Genomic DNA, 20,722 nt, shown 5'->3' with positions numbered 1-20,722 from the left:
CCAGCTTTTATGCTGGTTTTTTTCTTTTTTGCCTTGTATAATGTACCCAAGTTAGAAAGGTAGGGAATATTTTTGAAAAAGACATTTTACCATTATATGATGAAGCATCGTGCAGCTTTATTTAGAAATGAAATTTCAGATTTAGCAGAGGCGATGTATGATGATTTAAGTTTTCCGAAGCAATCTGAAGACTATGATGAAATTAGTTCATACTTAGAGTTGAGCGGAATGCTAGAAAGTATGTCTATATTTGATGAAGCCTGGGATTTATACATACAAGATAGATAAAAACTATTTGAAAACATACAGAATACATTACTTTATTTAAAGTGAAGTATTCTGTATGTTTTTTATTATGAAATTTGTTGATTTGAAGCTAGTCTAGTTACTAGCTTTTTTTGAGTGCAATGTAAATTTTATAAGATTATATTTTTTATTGAAAAAATTTATGAATATAAGCTTCTGTGATAAGCGTTTTTATGTAGGTTGCATATACTGATATCAAAATCACGACGTCAAAAAAAGGAGAGATAGAGATGGCAAGAAAAAAACAACCTAAATACAACGTAGGGGACATAGTCGTGATTACGCTATATGGAACCGTTGGGAAAATCACAAATATGAAGGTTTTAGATGGAGTTTATGTATACGAAGTCAATAATCACGATGGGTTTTACGTAGAGCAAACATTGCAGCACGTTACAGAGCAAGATATGAAAAAGGGCGATACGGAGTGGATTGAATTAAATTATAATTTCACGTTTGGTGATCTTGTGCAAGTAACTGGATATGATAAAGATGTTTTCCGTATTGTTGGTTTTCGTACAGAAGTATGGAGATATAAGAATGACGCATGGGAAGATACAATTTATGAATTGTCACGGATTACGGATGGTGAATGGTTAGAAGCGGATGAATCAGATTTAACGTTACTCGCCAATGCTCAAACGGCAAATGCAATTTTGAAGAAAATGAAACAAGATAAAGCAGGTATGAATAAATTAGATTTAGGAAAGTTAAAGTCAATTAACAACTCGAAAAAAGTGAGTGTTAAGACGAATCGTCAAGAAATCATTGATGGATTACTTGATATTTATAACGATTATCAATTATTGTTCGATACATTTAAAGATGAAGAATATAAAATTGTAATGGATGTTGTTCATAATTATTTAGTTAAATTGACAGAGAAAAAATAGTTAACTAGAAAGAGAGAATAAATTGAACAACAACATATGCAGTATAAGGTATGCCTACAACTATTAAAAAAATAAAAAGCCACTTTATAAGAGAGTCTGCCCATTGATCTTCATGCATGAACTCTTCTTTTGTTTGTCCTACTTCATATTGATTTTCCATTATTATTTCCCCCTTTGAATAGCTTGTACTACAATCGTATGCATCTCGTCCAAAGCTTATGACCTATAAAAAAATAAAATCTATTTTTCTAATCTCATATACATAATTTTGAGATTTTTTCATAAAACAGAAATAAAGGAGTGATGCTCATGAAGGAAATTGAAGTCGTGATTGATACGGAAGAGATTGCGGAGTTTTTTTATGAGCAACTAATTGAAAGAGGGTACGTCCCAAAACGAGAAGAAATTGAAGATCTCGCAGATATTACATTTGAGTATTTATTAGAGAAATGTATGATTGATGAAGTTTTTGATGAAGAGGATGAATGAAAGTAACGACGGGCATAACTCGTCGTTTTTTACTCTTTACAAACCTGTCACAAATATAGTCAATAATTATTGGTATAATGAAAAGGAAATTTTACTCAAGAGGTGAAGGAATGTTCAAAAAAATTATTGATTCTTTATTAGGAAAGAAAAAATATCGTTCGTATTCAAGTAGCGACTATAAACGACGTTCATCTGGTTATGGACATCAACATTATAAAAGAAAACGTAAAAGCCGTAGCTTCTTTTCAAGTAGCTGATGAAATGGTGTCGTGTACTAGCATTATTTGATAGACCACTGCGAAAAAATACAATTGTTGCAGAACGTTATAAAATTGAATCAGTAATTGGAATGGGCAGTTATGGGGTTACATACGTCGTTAATGATTTACAAACAAATAGATATAAAGTCTTAAAACAATTAAGACAAAGTAAACAAAGATATGAGTCTGGTAGAAAATCATTTGAACAAGAGAAAATGATTTTACAAACATTAAATCATTATGCAATTCCTAGTCTATATGATCATTTCATATGGGAGAAAAAGAGCTTCTTTGTGATGGAGTACATGCCTGGTGAAAATTTTGAAGATTATATTTTCATAGATGGGTATGTATATACAGAACGTGAAGTTTTTAAGATTTTATATGAAATATTAGAAATTGTATCGGTGTTTCATAGTGAAGGCATTATTCATCGAGATTTACGCATTCCAAACATACTAATGAAAGAAAATCAAATTAGTATTATTGATTTTGGATTGGCTAAATGGAAAGGTGAGGATGATGAGCGAGCTACAACTTACGAAGGTGAACAAGCTTTGATGCGAGAAGTTCACTTTCGTAGCGACTTTTATGCGCTCGGTCATTTCTCATTATTTTTATTATATGCAGGATATGAATCTAATGAAAAACAGGAAAAACCATGGTACGAAGAATTAACTTTGGAACATTATAATCGCGAAATTCTTATGCGAATGTTACAAATAAAAACGCCGTACTATGAGAATGTACAAGATTTAAAACAAGATGTAGCTTCTGCTTTAGAAAGGATGGAGACTCCATGTTTCAAAAGTTTTTAGCAAGCGTTGGTATTGGAAGTGCAAAGGTAGATACTGTTCTTGAAAAAGATGAGTATATTGTTGGGGAAGAAATAGTTGGAAAGGTTCATATAACTGGAGGTTCAGTTAGCCAACAAATTGAAAGCATTTACTTAACATTATCGACGTCTTATGTACGAGAAGTGGATGATAAAAAAGTAACAGCAACGTATGATTTAGAGCGAGTACGCTTAACAGAACCTTTTTCTGTAGAACCGAATGAAAAAGTTGAAATTCCATTTTCTTTTCCAATGCCAATTGAAGCACCACTTACACTTGGTATGAAAACGGTTTGGATTCATACAGGTCTTGATATTAAACGTAGTATAGACCCAAGTGACCGCGACTACGTTCAAGTGTTACCCAATGCATTATTAAGTAGTGTTTTAGATAGTGTAAATGAATTAGGGTTTAAAGCACGTCATATAGAATGTGAAGAATTACCGCACCGATTACGTAAGCAAGTTCCATTCGCACAAGAATTTGAGTTTATTCCGGTTTCTGGAGAGCACTATGGGAAATTAGATGAATTAGAATTATTAATCTTGCCACGTGCATACGACCGACTAGAAATTATTATGGAAGTAGATAGAAAATCCCGTGGTTTAGCTGGATTATTCGCTGAGGCGCTTGATCTTGATGAGAAGGTGATTCGTTTTACCGTAACAAGAGAAGATATCCCTGAGATGAAGCGGAAAATTAATAATTATATTTTTTAATAAACTATGCATAAAAAAGAAATGGAGAGGAAAACTAAAACAACCGCTCCATTTTTTTGCATAGTGAGGTTATGTATGTGAAACGATATCGACATTTATACTTGCTAAGTTTTACGTTACTCATTTGTTTTGTCGTATTATCACTTTCGTATCATACCGCTTGTATTGAGAACTTTGACAATATAGTCGCACATTTTATTCAAAGCTTTCGAAACGATTATTTGACGACCTATTTTACTTGGGTGTCTTTTATCGGTTCCAAAAGAATATATTTTCCATTACTCATTATTCTTGTAATGTATTTTCTCGTTAGAAAAAAGTTGCTTAGTGCGTTACTTCTAACAATTAATTACTACGGATCTCGTTATTTAAACAGTATGCTTAAACTATGGTATGAACGAGCAAGACCTGATGTTACGCAGCTTGTTACTGCAACTGGATATAGTTTTCCGAGCGGTCATACGATGAATGCTACTGCTTTTTTAGGATTTATTGCATACGTCACAATTACTGAAGAGCGTATTTCGTTGCATAAAAAATTGTTAATTATTCTTATAGCAAGCTTTGTTGTATTATCTATTTCAGTTAGCCGAATATATCTTGGCGTGCACTATCCATCTGACATATTAGCAGGATGGGCAGCTGGCGGTAGCTGGCTCGTTTTATGTGTTATATTCCATAAAACGTTCATAAAAAAAGAACCTATGTCATAATAGGTTCTTTTTTCATTGGCTCAACATGAATGTGTGCATGGTAAATTCCAAATTTTTTGCGCAGCATAGCTTCGATGTTGTCGGTAATACAGTGACTTTCTCCAACATCCATGCGAGCATCTACTTCAATTGTAATATCAACGTACGTTTGATTCCCATACATACGTGCTCGAATATCTACAATGTTTTCCACACCGCCAATATGCTCAATAGCATCAGCGTATTCTTCCATTTTATCAGGATCAATTCCATCTGTTAGCATATGAGAAGATTCTACGAAAATCTCCCATGCAGTTTTACAAATAATAAGACCGACAATTAAAGCGGCAATAGGGTCTAAAATAGGCATTTGGAACTGAGAACCGACAATACCTACTACGGTACCAATACTTACGAGTGCATCTGATAAATTATCCTTTGCAGCGGCTTCTAATGATTTACTTTTTGTTCGTGCTGCAATTTTTTTCGTATACAAATACACGCAGTACATAACGACAGCAGAAAATAAAGCAACCCATGCAGCGAGTACATTAGGTGCTGCTTGTTTCGGATTTAAGAAAGATTGAATGGCACTAATAACAACTTCTAATCCGACTGTTGCCATAATGAAGGACGCAACAAGTGATGCGATTTGTTCGGCACGCGAATGCCCATACGGATGATCTGGGTCACGAGGTTTACGAGATATTTTTAGACCAATTAATATCGCTAAAGAAGCACCGATATCCGTTAAGTTATTTAAACCGTCAGCGCGTAATGCGCTAGAGAGGGTAATATAACTGATGATGATTTTCATAGAGGATAAAAATATGTAGGCCATAATGCTGACAATAGCACCTTTATCAGCTTCTTTATGAGAAAGAGTATCCATTTTAATCACTCACCTTTCTTTAAAGGAATTTCTTTCTATAAATAGAGTATCAAACGAAAGTCGTGTGGGTCTATACAAACATTGTTGACGTTTTATAGCTTTTTAAGAAGGGGATAACAAAGTTTCGTAAAGGAAAAATATGTTGAAAAGTACAAAGTCAAGGTGTGAACCTAATTGGAGTTTATTTACTAAAGAGATAGGAGGGTAGATGGATGAGGAAACGAATACTTTTCTTACTACGTATTATTCTTATCATGACAAGGTGTAATTCATTAAACGATGAAAAACTTCAAAAGATAATTGTGAAAATAGATGAAAACCCTCTGAAAAATATTTTCCAGAGGGCTTTCATTTTAGTATGCTTCTAAAAACTCAGTAACTTGCTCTTCAGTTTTTGCGTTAGCACTATGTAAGTGGCCTAACTTCTCACCATTTTGGTATACAAGTAAACTTGGAATACCCATTACTTGATACTCTTCAGCGATACTTGGAAACTCATCTTTATTAATAGAATACCATTCAAATTTATTGAACTCTTCCATTACATCTCCGATAAAGTTGTCCATACGTACGCAATCTGGGCACCATGTAGTAAAGAACTTAACAACTACAGGCTCCTCGCTTGCGATGATGTCTTTGAATTCTTGTTCTGTTTTAATTTCTTTCATAAGTAAAACTCCTTTCAATATCACACGAATTTATATGCAAAATTCGTATTTGCAAACATGTTGCAAACTTATTATTTGTTTTTTAGTTTTGTAGTTCGTTCACACTTATAAAATTGTATGTAACATGACTGCGCTACTAAGTGTGAAAATAACGAAACCTCACTTTTCTTTATAAGCTTTTTCCAGGATTGTGTCAAACTTTTGAATTTTATACAAAAATTAAAGAAGCCCACACTTTGATTGAGTATGGGCAGAGCGACTAAAATTAATCGCTTATTAATTTCGAATAGATATTTAAATCGATAAGCTTTCCAGCTGATTTTTCGCTCTTTCTCAGAGTACCTTCAAAAGTAAAGTTTAATTTTTCTAATACTTTTATGGAATTTACATTTGCAGGTTCAACTTTTGCTTCAACACGATTTAGTTTTAGATGTGTAAAAGCATAATCTAATAAAGAGGATATTGCTTCAGGTGCATATCCTTTACCCCAAAATGTTTTTGAAATATCATAGCCAATCTCAGTCTTTGAGTTTTCAAAATCTAAGGAATTATAGCCACATGAACCGATAATGTGATTAGATTCTTTTTCAATAATAGTAAAACGTATAGCTTTATTATTTTTAGCGAGTTCGTTAAGGAATTGAATCATATCTTTTGCCTGGTTCTCATCAGTGAAATTACTTATATTCATGAATTTAGTAACATCAGGATCAGACCATATTTTAAACATACTTAGTGAATCAGATGCTTTCATTTTCCTTAAATATAATCTCTGTGAGTGTAGTTCTGTAATCAATACTTTTACCTCCGTTATGTTGTAATGATAGGTAGATTAAAAATATTGATATCTGCGCATAATTCAGTCCCTTCTAGATTAATTAACTTTTATTATACAAGAAAATTACTACATTGAACAAAGGCGTTAATTGGAGGTAACGAAATGACAAACTCATCAATTGAATATTGCGTTCAGTGTGATTAAGAAAGTGGTGTATAAAGATGGGACGAGATGAGAGTTACTTCCAAACTAAAAAAAGAGTAGATAATTTAAAAACATTTTACATTCATTTAACCATCTACATACTAGTCAATCTGATGCTTTTTTTACTTTTTAAGTAGTGAATTAGCTATTTTTTATTTTAATTACAAAAATTGAATAAGGTTAGAAATTATATGGTTGTAACGGGAATTAAGGGATATGAATAAAAAAATTTATCTCGCATTAACGGGCAGTAAGATCCTCACCTCAAAATTCAGCGGAAGCAAAGAAGTTAGGTGGAGTCGGGATGCCCGTAAAAGCCCGATTGGTGAGGGCTGATTAAAGTTTCACTTTATTAGGGATTTGCCTTAAACATTTATTGCAGTTAAGAATATTTATAATAATATGAACTAAAAAAGGTCCGATTTTTGTAATGTTGGAGGGGATTATTGTGGACATAACTCAAAGCGTATCAAGAATAGTGGTTAATGGAAAAGACCTTTCTTTCACTTCAGTTCAAACCTCTGCATGGAATCATGGACCTGTAAATGATTTAATCATTACGACGAATCAGAGGGTGAATGAGCTTTTTCAATTCATGTGGTCACAAGTACCGGTTACGATGTCGATATATTTTCTGCAAGGGGCGGATTTACTTAGGTTCGTCAGGGTTGCGGGAATTAATGAGCGTGTAACAGAAGAATATGTATATCATTTCATTTGGTAATAAGAAGGAGTCAAAGTAGTCTAGCAGCTACTTTTTTATTTTGTTATTTGAATATAAGCGAGTGGACTAGCTTTATAGTACCCACTGAAATAAAGAATCATAATATAATTTGTAATAACTTATACGGGAAGGGAGCTGAAAATCATGTTTTATTCATATTTTAATTCTGAAACTGGTATGCGACCAGCGTATGGTACATCTATAACGTATAGTGGAGCACAAAGTACAGTCCAAGCTATTCAACAAGCATTGCAAATGCAACAACAATTGCAAATGCAGCAGCAAGGTGTACAACCGTATTATTCATCCGTAGAGTATTTTTACCCAGTACATCATGTTACACCGTACGGAAGTTCTTTTCTTACTATTCCATATGGAACTGTATACAACTTATAACTAGTAAGGAATGAAGTGGTGTATATAAATAAGGGTGCAGGTTAATAGCGCCCTTATGAATAATAAAAATAGCTAGTCCAAACCTTATAAATCAATCTTACATAATATGTAGTAATAAGTTTGAAAGGGGAATTAGTATGTCTTGTTATTACTACTGTAAGTATTGTAAGGAGTATAAAAAGAAGCATCATGATTGTTGTAAGAACACTAGTAAGTGCCATGATAACAAGGACAATCTTGTTAGAGCATCCGCATTTAGAGCTAGAAATACTGTGAATCAAAATGTTCCTGCTAATACTTTTGTGAAAGTGTTATTTCAAAATGAACAATTTGATTTAGCGAATGAGTATAATCCAGCAACATCTATTTTTATGCCGAAGACTAAAGGTGTATATTCTATTATTGGAACGATTGGTTTCTTTCCAAACGATCCAACTTTAAATTATAGAGCGCGTGTAGAAATTCGTGTGAATGGAAACGCAGCGATAGCTATAGATAATGACTTTTTTGGTCCAATAAGTTTTGGAAATGTCGTAAGTGTTTCGACGATTGTTCAACTGAATGCAGGGGATGAAGTTGAGATTTATGCACAAAGTAGTATAGATGGAGTTTTAAGTCCTTTAGAAGATGGTGCACATTTTGAAGCAGCAAGATTTCCTTCTCCAACTAAATAAAACTGATCATTAAATGTTTTTTAGTAGGTTTAGTTAATCCCCTTACCAAATGGTAGGGGATTATTATTGTTTTTCTAAAATATATAAGTAAATAGGTAAAGCGTAGTTTAATTTGTAGGGGCTTCAACCTTCTTCAGATAATAAACAGAATAATAAGTAACATGCTTGTAAAAACGCATTGTTAGTAAGTTTACTAGTTTTCTTATAGAACAAGAAAGACGGAATACATAAAAGATCGTATCATTATGTTTTTTCTTTACTATATAGAAATTATATATTGAACATAGATTTGTGTAGGGAATGCTAATACACTGAAAAGAATAGCATAAAGGCGATTACACTATATAAAAACAAAATCAATCCTAAGATGAGTAGTATTGGATGCAACTTGAACATATTTGACCTCCTTGAGTATATAAAGAATTTTAATATATTGTTGGTCAATTTAGAAGGGGGACGGTTACATAAAAAAAGAGCATACATAAAAAGTACGCTCCAAAGAAAGATAGGTTTTATGAGTGGATAATCTCCATACGATAATATATGTTCTTTTCATAAAAACGTGTAAAAAATCAATGAATTATCAATGGAATATCATAACATGAGTAATTTTAGTCTAGGAATGCAGTTATTTTCTTTCTCGGTTATTTTAGGTAATAAAGTTGTGAAAATCGTGCATTATGCGGACTAACAACGGGATAGCGATCGTACTTCCGTTACATATTTCTTAAAGTCTGGGTATTGCGTGATAGTTTGACATTTAGGGGTGCATAGTTGATTAATTATAGACACATTTGTAATTACTTCGTTACAAGGACCGAAAAATGTAATTTTTAGCTTTGAATTTGGTGGGATTTTGAACACGATAGGTTTTTTTTCCATGAAATCAGCTCCTAATATTGAGTATTATAATTTAATGGATATAGAGTCGTATTAGTATAATATGAAATTTCAGTGGATTTGCTTATAATAAAGAATTTTATAGTAGTAAAAGTGCTTAAAGATGTAAAGGGGAAATTGAGAATGGGAAATAAAATGTTTAATTAATATAATCAATAAATACGGAAATGGTTAATATAACTAATGCATTTTTTTGTTTGTTACATATTATGTTAGTAAGAATGGTATAAGGAGGTAGTATAAAATAGTGGAAGAAAATGTACAAGCTCAGCTTTCGCCACCGTGGATCACATATTTTAATGAATTAAAAAATTCAATAGGTGCTGATCCAACTGTTACAGTTGGGCCGCTTATTCCTGTTGGTGGTAATTATATTATTTTAGTGCATGCGTTAAGTTTGGAAGTTTTAATTTAATAATGTAGGGGGATGTTTTCTAATATCCGTAAAAATGATTGATACCTGGATTGATAGGACGAGATTACATAACAAATGAATAGTAGGGTATATTTCGAATGTTTTATGTGGCATACATGTTAAAGTTGATAGAAATATTTCTGAAAGAGAATATATTTTGAAAAACAGTAAAGATTCTTTTTATTTATATTATAGATAGCTAGTTTTAGAGAGAGGAGGCTTACAATAAAACAAGCTATGAATAAGACATTCAAGAGGAGCTGAAATGTATGGGGTATATTGTAGATATTTCAAAATGGAATGGAACTATTAATTGGGATATTGCAGCATCTCAGTTAGATTTAGTGATTGCTAGAGTTCAAGATGGCTCTAATACGGTGGATTTTATGTATCAAAATTATGTTAGTGAAATGAAAAAGCATAGTATCCCATTCGGTAATTATGCTTTTTGCCGTTTTATATCTATTGCTGATGCAAAGAAAGAGGCACAAGATTTTTGGAATCGTGGTGATCAATCTGCTAAGTTTTGGGTAGCGGACATAGAAGTTCAAACGATGGTAGATATGCAAGGCGGGACACAGGCATTTATTGATGAATTACGCCGTTTAGGTGTGGAAAAAGTAGGATTATACGTAGGGCATCACACGTATTTATCATTTGGAGCATGTAATATTGAAGCTGATTTCATATGGATCCCTCGTTATGGAGGGAATAAGCCAGCATATCCATGCGATATGTGGCAATATACGGATTCAGGGAATGTTCCTGGTATTGGGAAATGTGATCTGAATCGATTAGTAGGAAATAAGTCACTTTCTTGGTTTATAGATTCCAACAAAGCAAATCAATCTAACATAGTGTATACACAGCAACCGAATGGCATTGGTATTGCAGTTTCGAAATATCCTGATGGACACGGAATAAATTTATATGAAACTCCCATGACCCCTCAATTTACAGGTGCACTCACTCAGAAAATTCCATATTTAATCTTAACAGGTTATTGGGGAGGCGGTGAGCAAGATATGATTTGTTTAGGGAACGATAAGCAGTGGGCATATTTAAAACATTTTAATGTGAAATGGTTTTATGCAACTTCGAAATATCCTGTCGGTTACGGAGTAAATTATTATGAAGAGCCTGAATGTATGAATTATAAAGGGGATATAGATGGATCGACATCTTTTCGAGTGTGGGGTAGAGTGGGAAATGCGGTAGATATCGGGCAGAATAGTTGGATACCTGAAAAACATGTAATTATTAAGTAACTATAGCGGCAGTATTGTTTTTAAGGAGTATGTAAAGAGTCTTCTTACTATACATAATAGTAAGAAGACTCTTTACGTTTAAAAATGAAAATACATGATACATAGTCTACTCATATGAAATGAATTACATGTAGAAAACACACTGTTTTCACAATGACTGTGTATAGTTAATTTGCATAATGATAAAAGTGAGGTATTTGAATTGAAAAAGAAAAAAATATTTATTGGAACAATTATTTCATGCGTGATGCTAGCATTATCTGCATGTGGTTCCTCAGACAACGTAGTAACATCAAAAGTAGGGAATGTTACAGAGAAAGAATTAAGTAAAGAATTACGACAACAATATGGAGAAAGTACTTTATATCAAATGATGTTAAGTAAGGCATTGTTAGATAAATATAAAGTTTCAGATGAGGAAGCAAAAAAGAAAGTAGAAGAAGCAAAAGATAAAATGGGTGAGAACTTTAAATCGACTTTAGAACAACTTGGGTTGAAAAACGAAGATGAATTAAAAGAAAAAATGAAGCCAGAAATTGCATTTGAGAAAGCGATTAAAGCAACAGTTACAGATAAAGATGTGAAAAATAACTATAAACCAGAAATGAAAGTAAGTCACATTTTAGTGAAAGATGAAAAAACGGCTAAAGAAATAAAGGAGAAAGTAAATAATGGTGAAGATTTTGCTGCCTTAGCAAAACAGTATTCAGAGGATACTGGTTCAAAGGAACAGGGCGGGGAAATATCTGGTTTTGCTCCTGGGCAAACAGTGAAAGAATTTGAGGAAGCTGCGTATAAATTAGATGCAGGCCAAGTAAGTGATCCGGTTAAAACAACTTACGGTTACCATATTATTAAAGTGACGGATAAAAAAGAATTGAAGCCATTTGATGAAGTAAAGGATAAAATTCGTAAAGATATAGAACAACAAAGACTACAAGATACGACAGGTAAATGGAAACAACAAGTAGTCAATGATTTATTGAAAGATGCTGATATTAAAGTGAATAATAAAGAATTTAAAGATACATTTAAATTTCTAGAAAAGAAATAATGACTGTAATCATAATTAGAAAAGGGAACTCATATAGAGTTCCCTTTTCTAATTAGTGTGTGAGTTATAAATAGATAGTAAGACAATACAATATTACATTTAAATATTAAGAATTACAATGGAAAATTATGGTTTATAATTATTTCAACGAAAGTGGATATTCTACGGTTTTCATTATGCAAGTTTATTACATATATTTACTCTTTAATAATGAATATCGAACATAATTTAAAAAATAATACATATAATGTTTTTGAATAAATATTTAACATGGATAATTAGTAAAAAGCTGAGCATTCGATTGGAAAGGATGCTCTTTTTGTTGTGAAAATTTTAGGATAAAGAATGAATCGTTTTAAACGCATCATTTACCACATCAATAAATTAAGGTGGGGAGAATATATGAAAGTAATCTTTCAAGGAGAGGGCGGAGCGAAAATTTTTGAGTCATATGATGAAAATATAAGTGATTTATTAGCTATATTAAAAGAAACGAAAGGGATTAAAATCGGAATTGTTGAGTATAAAGTGTTAAAGTACGAACTTAATTATTTTCGTCATCCGAAAAAAGCGGATACAGAGAGAGAGTTACATATAATAGTACAACCTAAGTATATGTAATGAAATATAATAATAAAAATCACTGATTCAGTTTTGTAAAGTTCCATAGAGTATGTAAGAAAAGAGAGTGTTGTAAATGCTCTCTTTTCTTATGCTTTGTGAGTTCGTTCATCATAGTATATGTGTTCAGTTATAGATGGTTAATAAACGAAAAAATTTAAAACTTTTTTGTTTAGGCAGGGATTTTATATTTGAGTAAATAAATATACTATGAAGTATTTTTTATACGAATATTGGAGGAGTATAAAATGAGTTTAGCAAGTTACATAGGCTGTAATGTAGAAATTCCGTTAACGGAGCCCGATTCTAATGATGTAATTGTTTTTGGACCATGTTTTGCAGATGAAAGTATGCTTGAAATTGTACAAGAGTATCAATTCCAAAAAAATTACATATATGAGGTTTCAACTAGTTGGGGAATTGAACTTGTCGAGTGGCAAAACGTAAAGGAAAAAAAAGAAGCGAAAGAAAAACTTTTAACTTTATGCAAGATTATGGAAGGTTATTTGGAAGATGGAGACTATTTTGAATTATTCAGTTGTTGGGTTGGTGATGAAGATAAGGAACGAGTAGGGGAATTGAAATTAAAAATAAATCATTTTAATATAGATGAATTATGTATTCCAGAAAGAACATTAGTTAGGATAGAAAAATAAGCTTTGAATATTTTTTAGAAAAAGGCGATTTCACTTTGTGTGAAGTCGCCTTTTAGTTTTTATATGCATTTTATATAAGAAATGAAAAGTTTATTTGATAAAGGAAAAAATATGGAGATAAATAAAATTATGTTTTTTGTTAAGAAATAATAAGTATAGCTCTTCTCAAAGGAACGTAAGTTCGTGTATAATAAGAACGAATGTTCTTTTAAGAGGTAACCTAATTATAGTTTAGAAGTAAATTCGAGTTTAGTAAGTATTAAAAATAACTAAGGGATAGCATGAATAAATAAATGTATAAATGATCAAGGAGATAAAAAATGAACGATGTAAAGATACAAAAAGAAGAAAGAGAGTGGGTTCCGTTTACAGTAATGTCCGAACAACTTTTAAATATGAGAAAGATTATTGGAGAGAAATTAAAAGTACAAAAACCGCTTTTAACAAATGAAGCAAAAGAGAGGATTTCTGATAAATTATTAACGTCATTACTGTCTGAGAAAGAAATATTGGTAACATATTTTGAAGATGGTTACATATTAACAAGCTACATGACTGTTGTACATATCAATCCGGTAAAACAAATTGTAATTTGTACAGACGCCTTTTATAAAACTTACGTATTTAACGCTATGGATATTATTGAAATAATGTAAAAGAAGCTGAATATTAAATGGCAGCTTTTTTTATTTCTGATTTATGAGACAAATAATATAAGAAAAAGCAGCTAGCTTTGTGCTAGCTGCTGAGCCCCAGGGAAAGGGAGAAAAAGATAGGGTACTCCAAAATCGATAAGAGCTGTCAAACAGCCTGATTATAGTATAGACAAATTAAAATTTTCTATACAAAAAGTTGAACATAAGATTAGGCTGTACCCACTTGGTTTTGATCTGCAAGGTCAGAATCAAATGTATTGGTCGCGCTAACACCGCTAAAAGTATTAACAACAAAACCAACGTTTGATGCGCCGGAACCATTATAAGCTTTCGTATTTTCTTTCGGAGAAACGTTGTAGAAATCACCTAAGTTAAATGATCCATTACTATTTTGTACAACTAAATTTCCTACAACTGATGGCATAATTTTCACCTGCTTTATAATAAGTTGTTAACATTACTATATGGAGTTATAGTCCAGATGGTTCATATAATAAAAATTGTGGAATAGTAAAACGTTTGGAGCATGGATTTCAATAAAAGTGTGTTAAAATTAATATAATAAAGTTGAGTAATTTTTTAAAAAAATTTGTATAATTGATATATATGAAAATAAAGGAGGCAAAATGTAATGAAAGATATTATGAAAAAAGTTGATTTAACAGATGCCAAATCAAGTAATCTTGTTGCACTAATTTATAGTAATGAAGTTATATTAGTTGAAGACGCATTTTGTCCAAATGAAATAAAATTAAAGTTTAATGAAATTGCAATTTTATCTGCAATTAAAACAGCTCATATTGCGAAAGTGTCTATTAGGAAAGAACTTGAAGCGCTTTTTCATGATACGGGTGTTATATTAGTGAAACAAAATGTTGATTATGGTAGTAGCCAATCTATTACCATGCATTTTGAGCAATTTAAAAAGTTGCAAGATGAGATTGAACATTTAAATAAAAGTATGTAATAAAGCAGCTAAATAAAGGTTCTATCATAAAGGTGGAATGTGTTGTGTTGAAAAAGTGGTTTAAAAATTATTTGGGTGAATCGCATTGTAAACATAAATATATTTTTATTAAGATGCAGGATAATGAGAATTTTAAAAAAGGGACATTAGGTGTAGTTTATATTTACCAGTGTGAGAAATGTGGAAAAGAGAAGTTGAAATGTAAAAACAATAATGAAATAAACAATGAATTTTTAGATATATAGCAAAAAGTAACCATGATGGTTACTTTTTTGGTTTATGTATACAATATCAAAACCATTACTAAAGTATGAGTTGAGTTGATACTATAGTAAATCGCTGAATAAAAATGAAGAGAGTAAGATATAGGGAAGGAGGATGAGAGAAATGAAGCGAAAAGAAATTAGTAAATCTGTAATTATTACAGGCGTGACACAAGGGTTAGGGCGTGCGATGGTTGATCGATTTCATGAATTAGGGTGGAACATATATGGTTGTGGACGTTCAAAAGATAAAATTGAAGAACTAAAAAAGCAGTACAGTAAAATACATGATTTCCAAGTAATTGATGTTTCAGATTCTCAGCAAGTTAACAATTGGGCAAATTATATACTTAATACACATACAGCTCCCGATATGATAATAAATAATGCATCGATTGTAAATCAAAATGCACAACTTTGGAAAATTACGGCTCAAGAATTCGAAAATGTAATGAATGTAAACGTGAATGGTGTAGTAAATGTAATAAGAGCATTTGTTCCAGCGATGGTAGCTAGGAAAGAAGGAATTATCATTAATATGAGTTCTAGTTGGGGGAGAGAAGGTGAGGCTGAGCTTGCGCCATATTGTGCCTCGAAATTTGCTATTGAAGGTATCACTAAATCTATGGCCCTGGAATTACCCCATGGCATGGCTGTAGTTGCTTTAGATCCTGGAGGGAGTATTAGTACTCCAATGCTGAAGTCATGTGCGCCACAATATATAAATGAATCGCCTACACCTGAAACTTGGTCACATAAAGCAATTGAATATATATTGAATATAACAATAGATAAAAATGGAGATTCATTGACATGCCCAGCATGCATATAAAAAGCACCTTTAAGGTGCTTTTATATTAGTAGCACATTATATCATTCACAAAATTACATCTAAAAAATAAAATAAAAGATTAAGGGTGAGATTTGTTTGTTTTGAAAGCTTTAGAAAATATTTAAATAGGTGATAAAAATGAATCCAAGCAGTTTAAAAGTGACAGGGGCATGGTTTCAAGTGGGAGGGAATCTTACAGCTGCTATTGGAACGACAAGAGGATTTATTGGAGAAGAGAAAGTTGAATCGGATCTTGTTATTGTAGGAAGCTCATTACAAGCCCTCGGATATATATTACAAATCATTGCGAGCAATTATGATGATGGGGAAGAAAAAAGAGAAAATCAAAATATAGGCTTAGAGAATCAAAGTAAATTACTTGATCAAATAGGAATTGAGTTATTAGCATTAGGCAATATATCAAATGTAATAGGAACATATTTTAATATAAATGAACAATTGAAAGAAAATGATTATCTTATCATTACAGGGAACAGTTTACAATCGATCGGTGCTTTTTTAGGAGTAGAAGCAGCTTTGTTGGATATAAATGTATTACAGAAAATTATTATACTGGGTAACTCCATGCAAAGTTTAGGGGCTGGATTACAAGCGTATCAAGGTGTTTCAAATGTATTGAAAGATGAGAGAGAAAATGAAGATAGTATTTTTGATAAGAAGGATGAGAGAATCATTGCACTCATTGGTATTTGGATACAAGCGATAGGAACGTTAATTTCTGCAATTGGAGTAACTGCAATAGAGGAAGAAAATAGGCTAGAAAACAATAAAAAGTCTGAAATACTTATTTAAATAGAAGGAGATACATTGATTTTAGAGGTAGGTTAAGAATAAAATGGTAGTAGGTTTTTTTGCGTATAGATAGAATATATAAAGTAAGAGATGTTATATATACTTAATGAAAATTTATGTAATGCCAACATCATAAGATTTCTTTGCGTATATTTTGAAAAGTGATATATAAAATAAAAAATAAGGAGTTTTCAAGGGATGATGTATTTATTAGCAATTCTTCTTCCACCTGTTGCTGTATTATTTTGTGGAAAACCAATTCAGGCAATCATAAATTTTATATTAACATTAATATTTTGGGTTCCAGGGGTTATACATGCAATTCTTGTAGTGCATGATAAAAAAGCTGATCGGCGTTTGAAAAAACAAATTCAAGCATATGATGAAATTAATAAGAGGAATCGAAGATAATTCATCTGCAAAATGTTTTTAAAAGGAAGGAGGATTAACCTCCTTTCTTTTTTAGTGGGTGTTAAGTTTAGATTTTTGTGTGGCGGAAAGAATTTTTAATGTAAGTATTATGATAATAACTTTTAGATTGTGCATGTAATAGGCCAGTATAAATACTTTCTGGTACATTAAAGAAATCGTACATACCATTCTTTAATTGGATTCGCAAAATCATAGAAAAAGGATTGTAGCCAACAGCAACTATATTTTTTGAAATTACGGGAGATAGCTTCATCATTACACAACTCCTCACTTTTCATTTTTAATAATTTCTTGTAGATGTTGAGGTTGTGATGTTGAAATCCTTATAATTTAAGAGGTATTATACTTATATGCAATATATTAAATGTTTGTTATACGTAATTATAAGGAAGTTCACACGAAGTACATATCGTTGTGCTATTTTTATTTCACCTTTGATTTATAAATAAGAAAATATTGACCATTTGAAAAAAAGGTATATTATTTATACGAGGTATTAAAAATTCACTTTCTACATTCTATGCTTAAAGGGGCAGCGTTATTAGGAAAAATAGAAGTGAAAATAGTTTGTATAAGAAGTATTCTAAAATTTATAATCTGTGAATTAGGAAAATATTGAATGCTCCAGGTCAATATACTTTCTTAATCAAATTCATTTTAGAAAGTGACCTCAATATTTTTAAGTAAATCAACGGGAGAATTGAAAGGCAGGAGAAAGTAACATGTCAGAAAATTATCGTTCTCGAGAGGAACGACGACAAGTTAAAAAGAAAAAACAGCCAGCTTCTAAAACACAAAAACCAAAAGGTAAAACATCATTCTTTCGCAAGTTTTTAATTACTTGTTTATTACTTGGTATTGTTGGTTTAGTGGCGGGGGTTGCTACCTTTTTCGTAATGATTAAGGATGCACCAAAACTTGAGAAAGCAAAACTTGTTAATCCGTTATCCTCAAAAATTTATGATAAAAACGGGGATTTGGTATATGAATATGGAAAAGAAAAAAGGACGAATGTTACGTATGAGCAAATACCTAAATTAGTAGAAAATGCATTTTTAGCGACAGAAGATTCACGTTTTTATGAGCATAGCGGAGTAGATTTTAAAGGTACTGCCCGTGCTGTTCTAGTAAGTCTTAAAGGGGATTATGGTTCTCAAGGTGGAAGTACGATAACACAGCAAGTTATTAAAAACTACTTCTTATCAATGGACAAAACACCAAAGCGTAAGGCGCAAGAAATATATTTAGCTTATAAGCTAGAACAACAGTATTCAAAACATGAAATATTAGAGATGTACTTAAATAAAATTAACTTAGGAAACCGTTCATATGGGATCGCAACAGCAGCACAAAACTACTATGGTAAAGAATTGAAGGACTTAACATTACCAGAAGTTGCGATGCTTGCAGGTTTACCGAAAGCACCGAATAACTATGATCCAACGAAAAAAGAAAATGTTCAAAAAGCAACAGAAAGAAGAAATGTTGTTCTAAGTTTAATGAACCGACATGGATATATAACAAAACAGGAAATGGAAGAAGCAATAAAAGTTGACGTAGAAAAGGGACTCAAGCCTGCAACTCAACTACAAACAATGCCATACCCTGCATTTATGGATGCAGTTGTGAAAGAAGTAGAAAAAGAATTACCAGATGCTAATATCGGTTCTGACGGTTTAGAAATTTATACAACGTTAGATCCGAAAGCACAGAAACTTGCTGATAATATTTTAAATAATAATATCATTGATTATCCGAACGATAAATTCCAAGGTGCATTCACATTTATGGATACGAAAACAGGAGAAGTTCGTGCTATAGGTAGTGGCCGTGGAGAAAATAAAGCTGTATTTAAAGGGCATAATATGGCAATTGAATTAGATCGTGCAGCTGGTTCAACGATGAAGCCGATTTTCGACTACGCTCCTGCAATTGAATATTTAAAATGGGCTACGTACCATCAAATTGATGACTCTCCATTTAAGTATTCAACGGGACAAGAAGTACGAAATGCAGATAGAAGTCATATGGGTCCAATTACAATGCGTGAAGCATTAAAAATGTCGCGTAATATTCCTGCAATTAAAACTGCAAAAGAAGTAGGGATTAGTAAATCGAAAGAATTCTCTGAGAAACTAGGTATTACATTTAATACAGCACCGACAGAATCGACAGCGATTGGTACAAATGAAGTATCGCCAACTGAAATAGCGGGTGCTTATGCGGCATTTGGTAATGAAGGTAAATATACGAAACCACATTTTGTTAAGAAAGTCGTTTATCCAGACGGTAAGTCACAAAGTTTTGGACAAAAACCAAAACAAGTTATGACAGATTCTACCGCATACATGATTACTGATATGCTTCGTTCTGTAGTTACATCTGGTACTGGTACATCGGCAAATGTAGGCTCCTTAGATGTAGCTGGTAAAACGGGTACGACAAACTATTCATCAAAGCAATTAGCTCAATATAAAATTCCAGAAAGTGCAACTCGTGATAGTTGGTTCGCTGGATATACACCGCAATATACGATGGCAGTATGGACTGGGTATATGAAAGATGGTAAAGACGAGTATATTAGTAGTAAGAATACGAAAATTGCACAGTTGATCTTTAAAGAAATGATGAGCGAAATGGCTACAGATAAATCACGCTTTAAAATGCCAAGTAGTGTTATTCAAGAAGGTAGTGAGCTACGTATAAAAGGTGAAAAACGTGATTCATCGCCAAATACTAGCGTACCGGATACAACGGAGCAACCAAAACAAGATCAACAGCAAAAAACTGAAGAAGAGAAAAAGCAAGAAGAATTAAAGAAACAAGAAGAACTGAAAAAACAAGAAGAACAAAAGAAACAAGAGGAACTTAAGAAGCAAGAAGAACAAAAGAAACTAGAAGAGCAAAAGAAACAAGAAGAACAAAATAATGGAAATGGCCAAGGAACGACACCTCCAGCAAATAACGGAGGAGGTCAAGGAAATACGACACCTCCAGCAAATAATGGAGGAGGTCAAGGAAATACGACACCTCCAGCAAATAATGGAGGAGGTCAAGGAAATACGACACCTCCAGCAAATAACGGAGGAGGTCAAGGAAATACGACACCTCCGGCAAATAATGGAGGAGGTCAAGGAAATACAACTCCACCAGCGACCACACAACCAGAGACTGGCGGTAATGCAGGAGAGCCCCCTGCTAATAATGGGCAATAAGAAAAATTTATAAAAAATATTAAAAAGCACTTAAGATTTGTGAAAATTACAATCTTAAGTGCTTTTTTCGTTTAAATGTAGTAGCTATGAAATGATGTG

Annotated in this window: 29 protein-coding genes and 1 pseudogene; 23 read left to right on the top strand and 7 right to left on the bottom strand. The window is 32.3% G+C overall.

Annotated features, from left to right (window positions below):
- Positions 1–72: 72 nt before the first annotated feature.
- Together HMAS_RS13075 and HMAS_RS13070 are read left to right on the top strand one after the other, a co-directional pair.
- The gene (locus tag HMAS_RS13075; RefSeq protein WP_000750717.1) at positions 73–288 is read left to right on the top strand and encodes a YozE family protein; all 216 of its coding nucleotides are present in this window, start codon (positions 73–75) and stop codon (positions 286–288) included.
- A 248-nt stretch (positions 289–536) separates the two neighbouring features.
- Positions 537–1,199 carry a hypothetical protein gene (locus tag HMAS_RS13070; RefSeq protein ID WP_000101499.1) on the top strand — a complete coding sequence of 221 codons (663 nt, stop codon included), beginning with the start codon at positions 537–539 and terminating at the stop codon, positions 1,197–1,199.
- A 4-nt stretch (positions 1,200–1,203) separates the two neighbouring features.
- Here HMAS_RS13070 and HMAS_RS13065 read toward each other — a convergent pair whose 3' ends face one another.
- Entirely contained in the window at positions 1,204–1,359 is a 156-nt protein-coding gene (locus HMAS_RS13065) for a DUF3930 family protein (RefSeq protein WP_000431486.1), read from the bottom strand.
- Positions 1,360–1,508: 149 nt separating this feature from the next.
- Here HMAS_RS13065 and HMAS_RS13060 point away from each other — a divergent pair, with 149 nt between their 5' ends.
- The 5 genes from HMAS_RS13060 to HMAS_RS13045 all read left to right on the top strand — a co-directional run bounded on the left by HMAS_RS13060 (position 1,509) and on the right by HMAS_RS13045 (position 4,216).
- Positions 1,509–1,688 carry a YozD family protein gene (locus HMAS_RS13060; protein ID WP_000658451.1) on the top strand — a complete coding sequence of 60 codons (180 nt, stop codon included), beginning with the start codon at positions 1,509–1,511 and terminating at the stop codon, positions 1,686–1,688.
- Positions 1,689–1,798: 110 nt separating this feature from the next.
- The gene (locus HMAS_RS27685; RefSeq protein WP_162871153.1) at positions 1,799–1,945 is read left to right on the top strand and encodes a hypothetical protein; all 147 of its coding nucleotides are present in this window, start codon (positions 1,799–1,801) and stop codon (positions 1,943–1,945) included.
- Positions 1,945–2,766: a serine/threonine protein kinase gene (locus HMAS_RS13055; RefSeq protein WP_006927693.1), complete on the top strand. Its 822-nt coding sequence runs from the start codon at positions 1,945–1,947 to the stop codon at positions 2,764–2,766. The genes HMAS_RS27685 and HMAS_RS13055 overlap by 1 nt, the downstream gene beginning before the upstream one ends.
- A complete protein-coding gene (locus tag HMAS_RS13050; protein ID WP_000486626.1) occupies positions 2,748–3,503 on the top strand; it encodes a sporulation protein in 756 nt (251 codons plus the stop codon). The genes HMAS_RS13055 and HMAS_RS13050 overlap by 19 nt, the downstream gene beginning before the upstream one ends.
- 77 nt (positions 3,504–3,580) lie before the next feature.
- Positions 3,581–4,216, top strand: coding sequence for a phosphatase PAP2 family protein (locus HMAS_RS13045; RefSeq protein ID WP_000833370.1), 636 nt, complete (start codon positions 3,581–3,583; stop codon positions 4,214–4,216).
- Here HMAS_RS13045 and HMAS_RS13040 read toward each other — a convergent pair.
- The 3 genes from HMAS_RS13040 to HMAS_RS13030 form a co-directional block, all read right to left on the bottom strand.
- The gene (locus HMAS_RS13040) at positions 4,206–5,087 is read right to left on the bottom strand and encodes a cation diffusion facilitator family transporter (RefSeq protein WP_000380385.1); all 882 of its coding nucleotides are present in this window, start codon (positions 5,085–5,087) and stop codon (positions 4,206–4,208) included. The genes HMAS_RS13045 and HMAS_RS13040 overlap by 11 nt on opposite strands.
- 353 nt (positions 5,088–5,440) lie before the next feature.
- A complete protein-coding gene (locus HMAS_RS13035; protein ID WP_000658787.1) occupies positions 5,441–5,755 on the bottom strand; it encodes a thioredoxin family protein in 315 nt (104 codons plus the stop codon).
- A gap of 265 nt (positions 5,756–6,020) precedes the next feature.
- Positions 6,021–6,551 carry a GNAT family N-acetyltransferase gene (locus tag HMAS_RS13030; protein WP_046392668.1) on the bottom strand — a complete coding sequence of 177 codons (531 nt, stop codon included), beginning with the start codon at positions 6,549–6,551 and terminating at the stop codon, positions 6,021–6,023.
- Between the two features lie 203 nt (positions 6,552–6,754).
- On the opposite strand from HMAS_RS13030, the pseudogene HMAS_RS13025 reads away from it, so the two are divergent.
- The 4 genes and pseudogenes from HMAS_RS13025 to HMAS_RS13010 form a co-directional block, all read left to right on the top strand.
- A pseudogene (locus tag HMAS_RS13025) lies at positions 6,755–6,865 on the top strand (2TM domain-containing protein); the annotation flags it as partial.
- Positions 6,866–7,185: 320 nt separating this feature from the next.
- Positions 7,186–7,461, top strand: coding sequence for a hypothetical protein (locus HMAS_RS13020; RefSeq protein WP_116344871.1), 276 nt, complete (start codon positions 7,186–7,188; stop codon positions 7,459–7,461).
- A 144-nt stretch (positions 7,462–7,605) separates the two neighbouring features.
- Positions 7,606–7,857 (top strand): DUF3947 family protein, encoded by a 252-nt coding sequence (locus HMAS_RS13015; protein ID WP_000500095.1) that lies wholly within the window; start codon positions 7,606–7,608, stop codon positions 7,855–7,857.
- 137 nt (positions 7,858–7,994) lie between these two features.
- Positions 7,995–8,531: a C1q-like domain-containing protein gene (locus HMAS_RS13010; protein ID WP_044307442.1), complete on the top strand. Its 537-nt coding sequence runs from the start codon at positions 7,995–7,997 to the stop codon at positions 8,529–8,531.
- Between the two features lie 687 nt (positions 8,532–9,218).
- Here HMAS_RS13010 and HMAS_RS13005 read toward each other — a convergent pair.
- Positions 9,219–9,413 (bottom strand): hypothetical protein, encoded by a 195-nt coding sequence (locus HMAS_RS13005; RefSeq protein WP_000412555.1) that lies wholly within the window; start codon positions 9,411–9,413, stop codon positions 9,219–9,221.
- A 265-nt stretch (positions 9,414–9,678) separates the two neighbouring features.
- On the opposite strand from HMAS_RS13005, the gene HMAS_RS27680 reads away from it, so the two are divergent.
- The 6 genes from HMAS_RS27680 (at position 9,679) to HMAS_RS12980 (ending at position 14,101) form a co-directional block, all read left to right on the top strand.
- A complete protein-coding gene (locus tag HMAS_RS27680; RefSeq protein ID WP_000392277.1) occupies positions 9,679–9,846 on the top strand; it encodes a hypothetical protein in 168 nt (55 codons plus the stop codon).
- 269 nt (positions 9,847–10,115) lie between these two features.
- Positions 10,116–11,114 carry a glycoside hydrolase family 25 protein gene (locus tag HMAS_RS13000; RefSeq protein WP_046392669.1) on the top strand — a complete coding sequence of 333 codons (999 nt, stop codon included), beginning with the start codon at positions 10,116–10,118 and terminating at the stop codon, positions 11,112–11,114.
- A 202-nt stretch (positions 11,115–11,316) separates the two neighbouring features.
- Positions 11,317–12,168, top strand: coding sequence for a peptidylprolyl isomerase PrsA (locus HMAS_RS12995; protein WP_000727348.1), 852 nt, complete (start codon positions 11,317–11,319; stop codon positions 12,166–12,168).
- A 402-nt stretch (positions 12,169–12,570) separates the two neighbouring features.
- Positions 12,571–12,789 carry a hypothetical protein gene (locus HMAS_RS12990; RefSeq protein WP_000864271.1) on the top strand — a complete coding sequence of 73 codons (219 nt, stop codon included), beginning with the start codon at positions 12,571–12,573 and terminating at the stop codon, positions 12,787–12,789.
- A gap of 248 nt (positions 12,790–13,037) precedes the next feature.
- Positions 13,038–13,445 carry a hypothetical protein gene (locus HMAS_RS12985; protein WP_006925988.1) on the top strand — a complete coding sequence of 136 codons (408 nt, stop codon included), beginning with the start codon at positions 13,038–13,040 and terminating at the stop codon, positions 13,443–13,445.
- A gap of 320 nt (positions 13,446–13,765) precedes the next feature.
- Positions 13,766–14,101 carry a YolD-like family protein gene (locus tag HMAS_RS12980; RefSeq protein ID WP_002024004.1) on the top strand — a complete coding sequence of 112 codons (336 nt, stop codon included), beginning with the start codon at positions 13,766–13,768 and terminating at the stop codon, positions 14,099–14,101.
- 208 nt (positions 14,102–14,309) lie between these two features.
- Here the strand turns inward: HMAS_RS12980 and gerPF are convergent, their stop codons facing one another.
- Positions 14,310–14,525 (bottom strand): spore germination protein GerPF, encoded by a 216-nt coding sequence (gerPF, locus tag HMAS_RS12975; RefSeq protein WP_001141569.1) that lies wholly within the window; start codon positions 14,523–14,525, stop codon positions 14,310–14,312.
- Between the two features lie 207 nt (positions 14,526–14,732).
- On the opposite strand from gerPF, the gene HMAS_RS12970 reads away from it, so the two are divergent.
- The 5 genes from HMAS_RS12970 (at position 14,733) to HMAS_RS12950 (ending at position 17,387) form a co-directional block, all read left to right on the top strand.
- Positions 14,733–15,068 carry a hypothetical protein gene (locus HMAS_RS12970; protein WP_000651907.1) on the top strand — a complete coding sequence of 112 codons (336 nt, stop codon included), beginning with the start codon at positions 14,733–14,735 and terminating at the stop codon, positions 15,066–15,068.
- Positions 15,069–15,112: 44 nt separating this feature from the next.
- The gene (locus HMAS_RS12965) at positions 15,113–15,313 is read left to right on the top strand and encodes a hypothetical protein (protein ID WP_000915146.1); all 201 of its coding nucleotides are present in this window, start codon (positions 15,113–15,115) and stop codon (positions 15,311–15,313) included.
- Positions 15,314–15,455: 142 nt separating this feature from the next.
- Complete coding sequence (locus HMAS_RS12960; RefSeq protein WP_000823062.1) at positions 15,456–16,163, top strand: SDR family oxidoreductase; 708 nt, start codon at positions 15,456–15,458, stop codon at positions 16,161–16,163.
- 138 nt (positions 16,164–16,301) lie between these two features.
- On the top strand, positions 16,302–16,976 hold the full coding sequence (locus HMAS_RS12955; protein ID WP_001070038.1) for a DUF6944 family repetitive protein: 675 nt from the start codon (positions 16,302–16,304) through the stop codon (positions 16,974–16,976).
- A gap of 198 nt (positions 16,977–17,174) precedes the next feature.
- The gene (locus tag HMAS_RS12950) at positions 17,175–17,387 is read left to right on the top strand and encodes a YqaE/Pmp3 family membrane protein (RefSeq protein ID WP_000990233.1); all 213 of its coding nucleotides are present in this window, start codon (positions 17,175–17,177) and stop codon (positions 17,385–17,387) included.
- 67 nt (positions 17,388–17,454) lie between these two features.
- Here HMAS_RS12950 and HMAS_RS12945 read toward each other — a convergent pair whose 3' ends face one another.
- A complete protein-coding gene (locus HMAS_RS12945; RefSeq protein ID WP_000977081.1) occupies positions 17,455–17,664 on the bottom strand; it encodes a KTSC domain-containing protein in 210 nt (69 codons plus the stop codon).
- Between the two features lie 466 nt (positions 17,665–18,130).
- Here HMAS_RS12945 and HMAS_RS12940 point away from each other — a divergent pair, with 466 nt between their 5' ends.
- Entirely contained in the window at positions 18,131–20,623 is a 2,493-nt protein-coding gene (locus tag HMAS_RS12940; RefSeq protein WP_046392670.1) for a PBP1A family penicillin-binding protein, read from the top strand.
- The last annotated feature ends 99 nt before the right edge of the window (positions 20,624–20,722 follow it).

Source organism: Bacillus sp. HMA207, from assembly GCF_003402455.1.
Lineage (GTDB): Bacteria > Bacillota > Bacilli > Bacillales > Bacillaceae_G > Bacillus_A > Bacillus_A cereus.
This window is presented reverse-complemented; position numbering and strand designations above follow the sequence as displayed.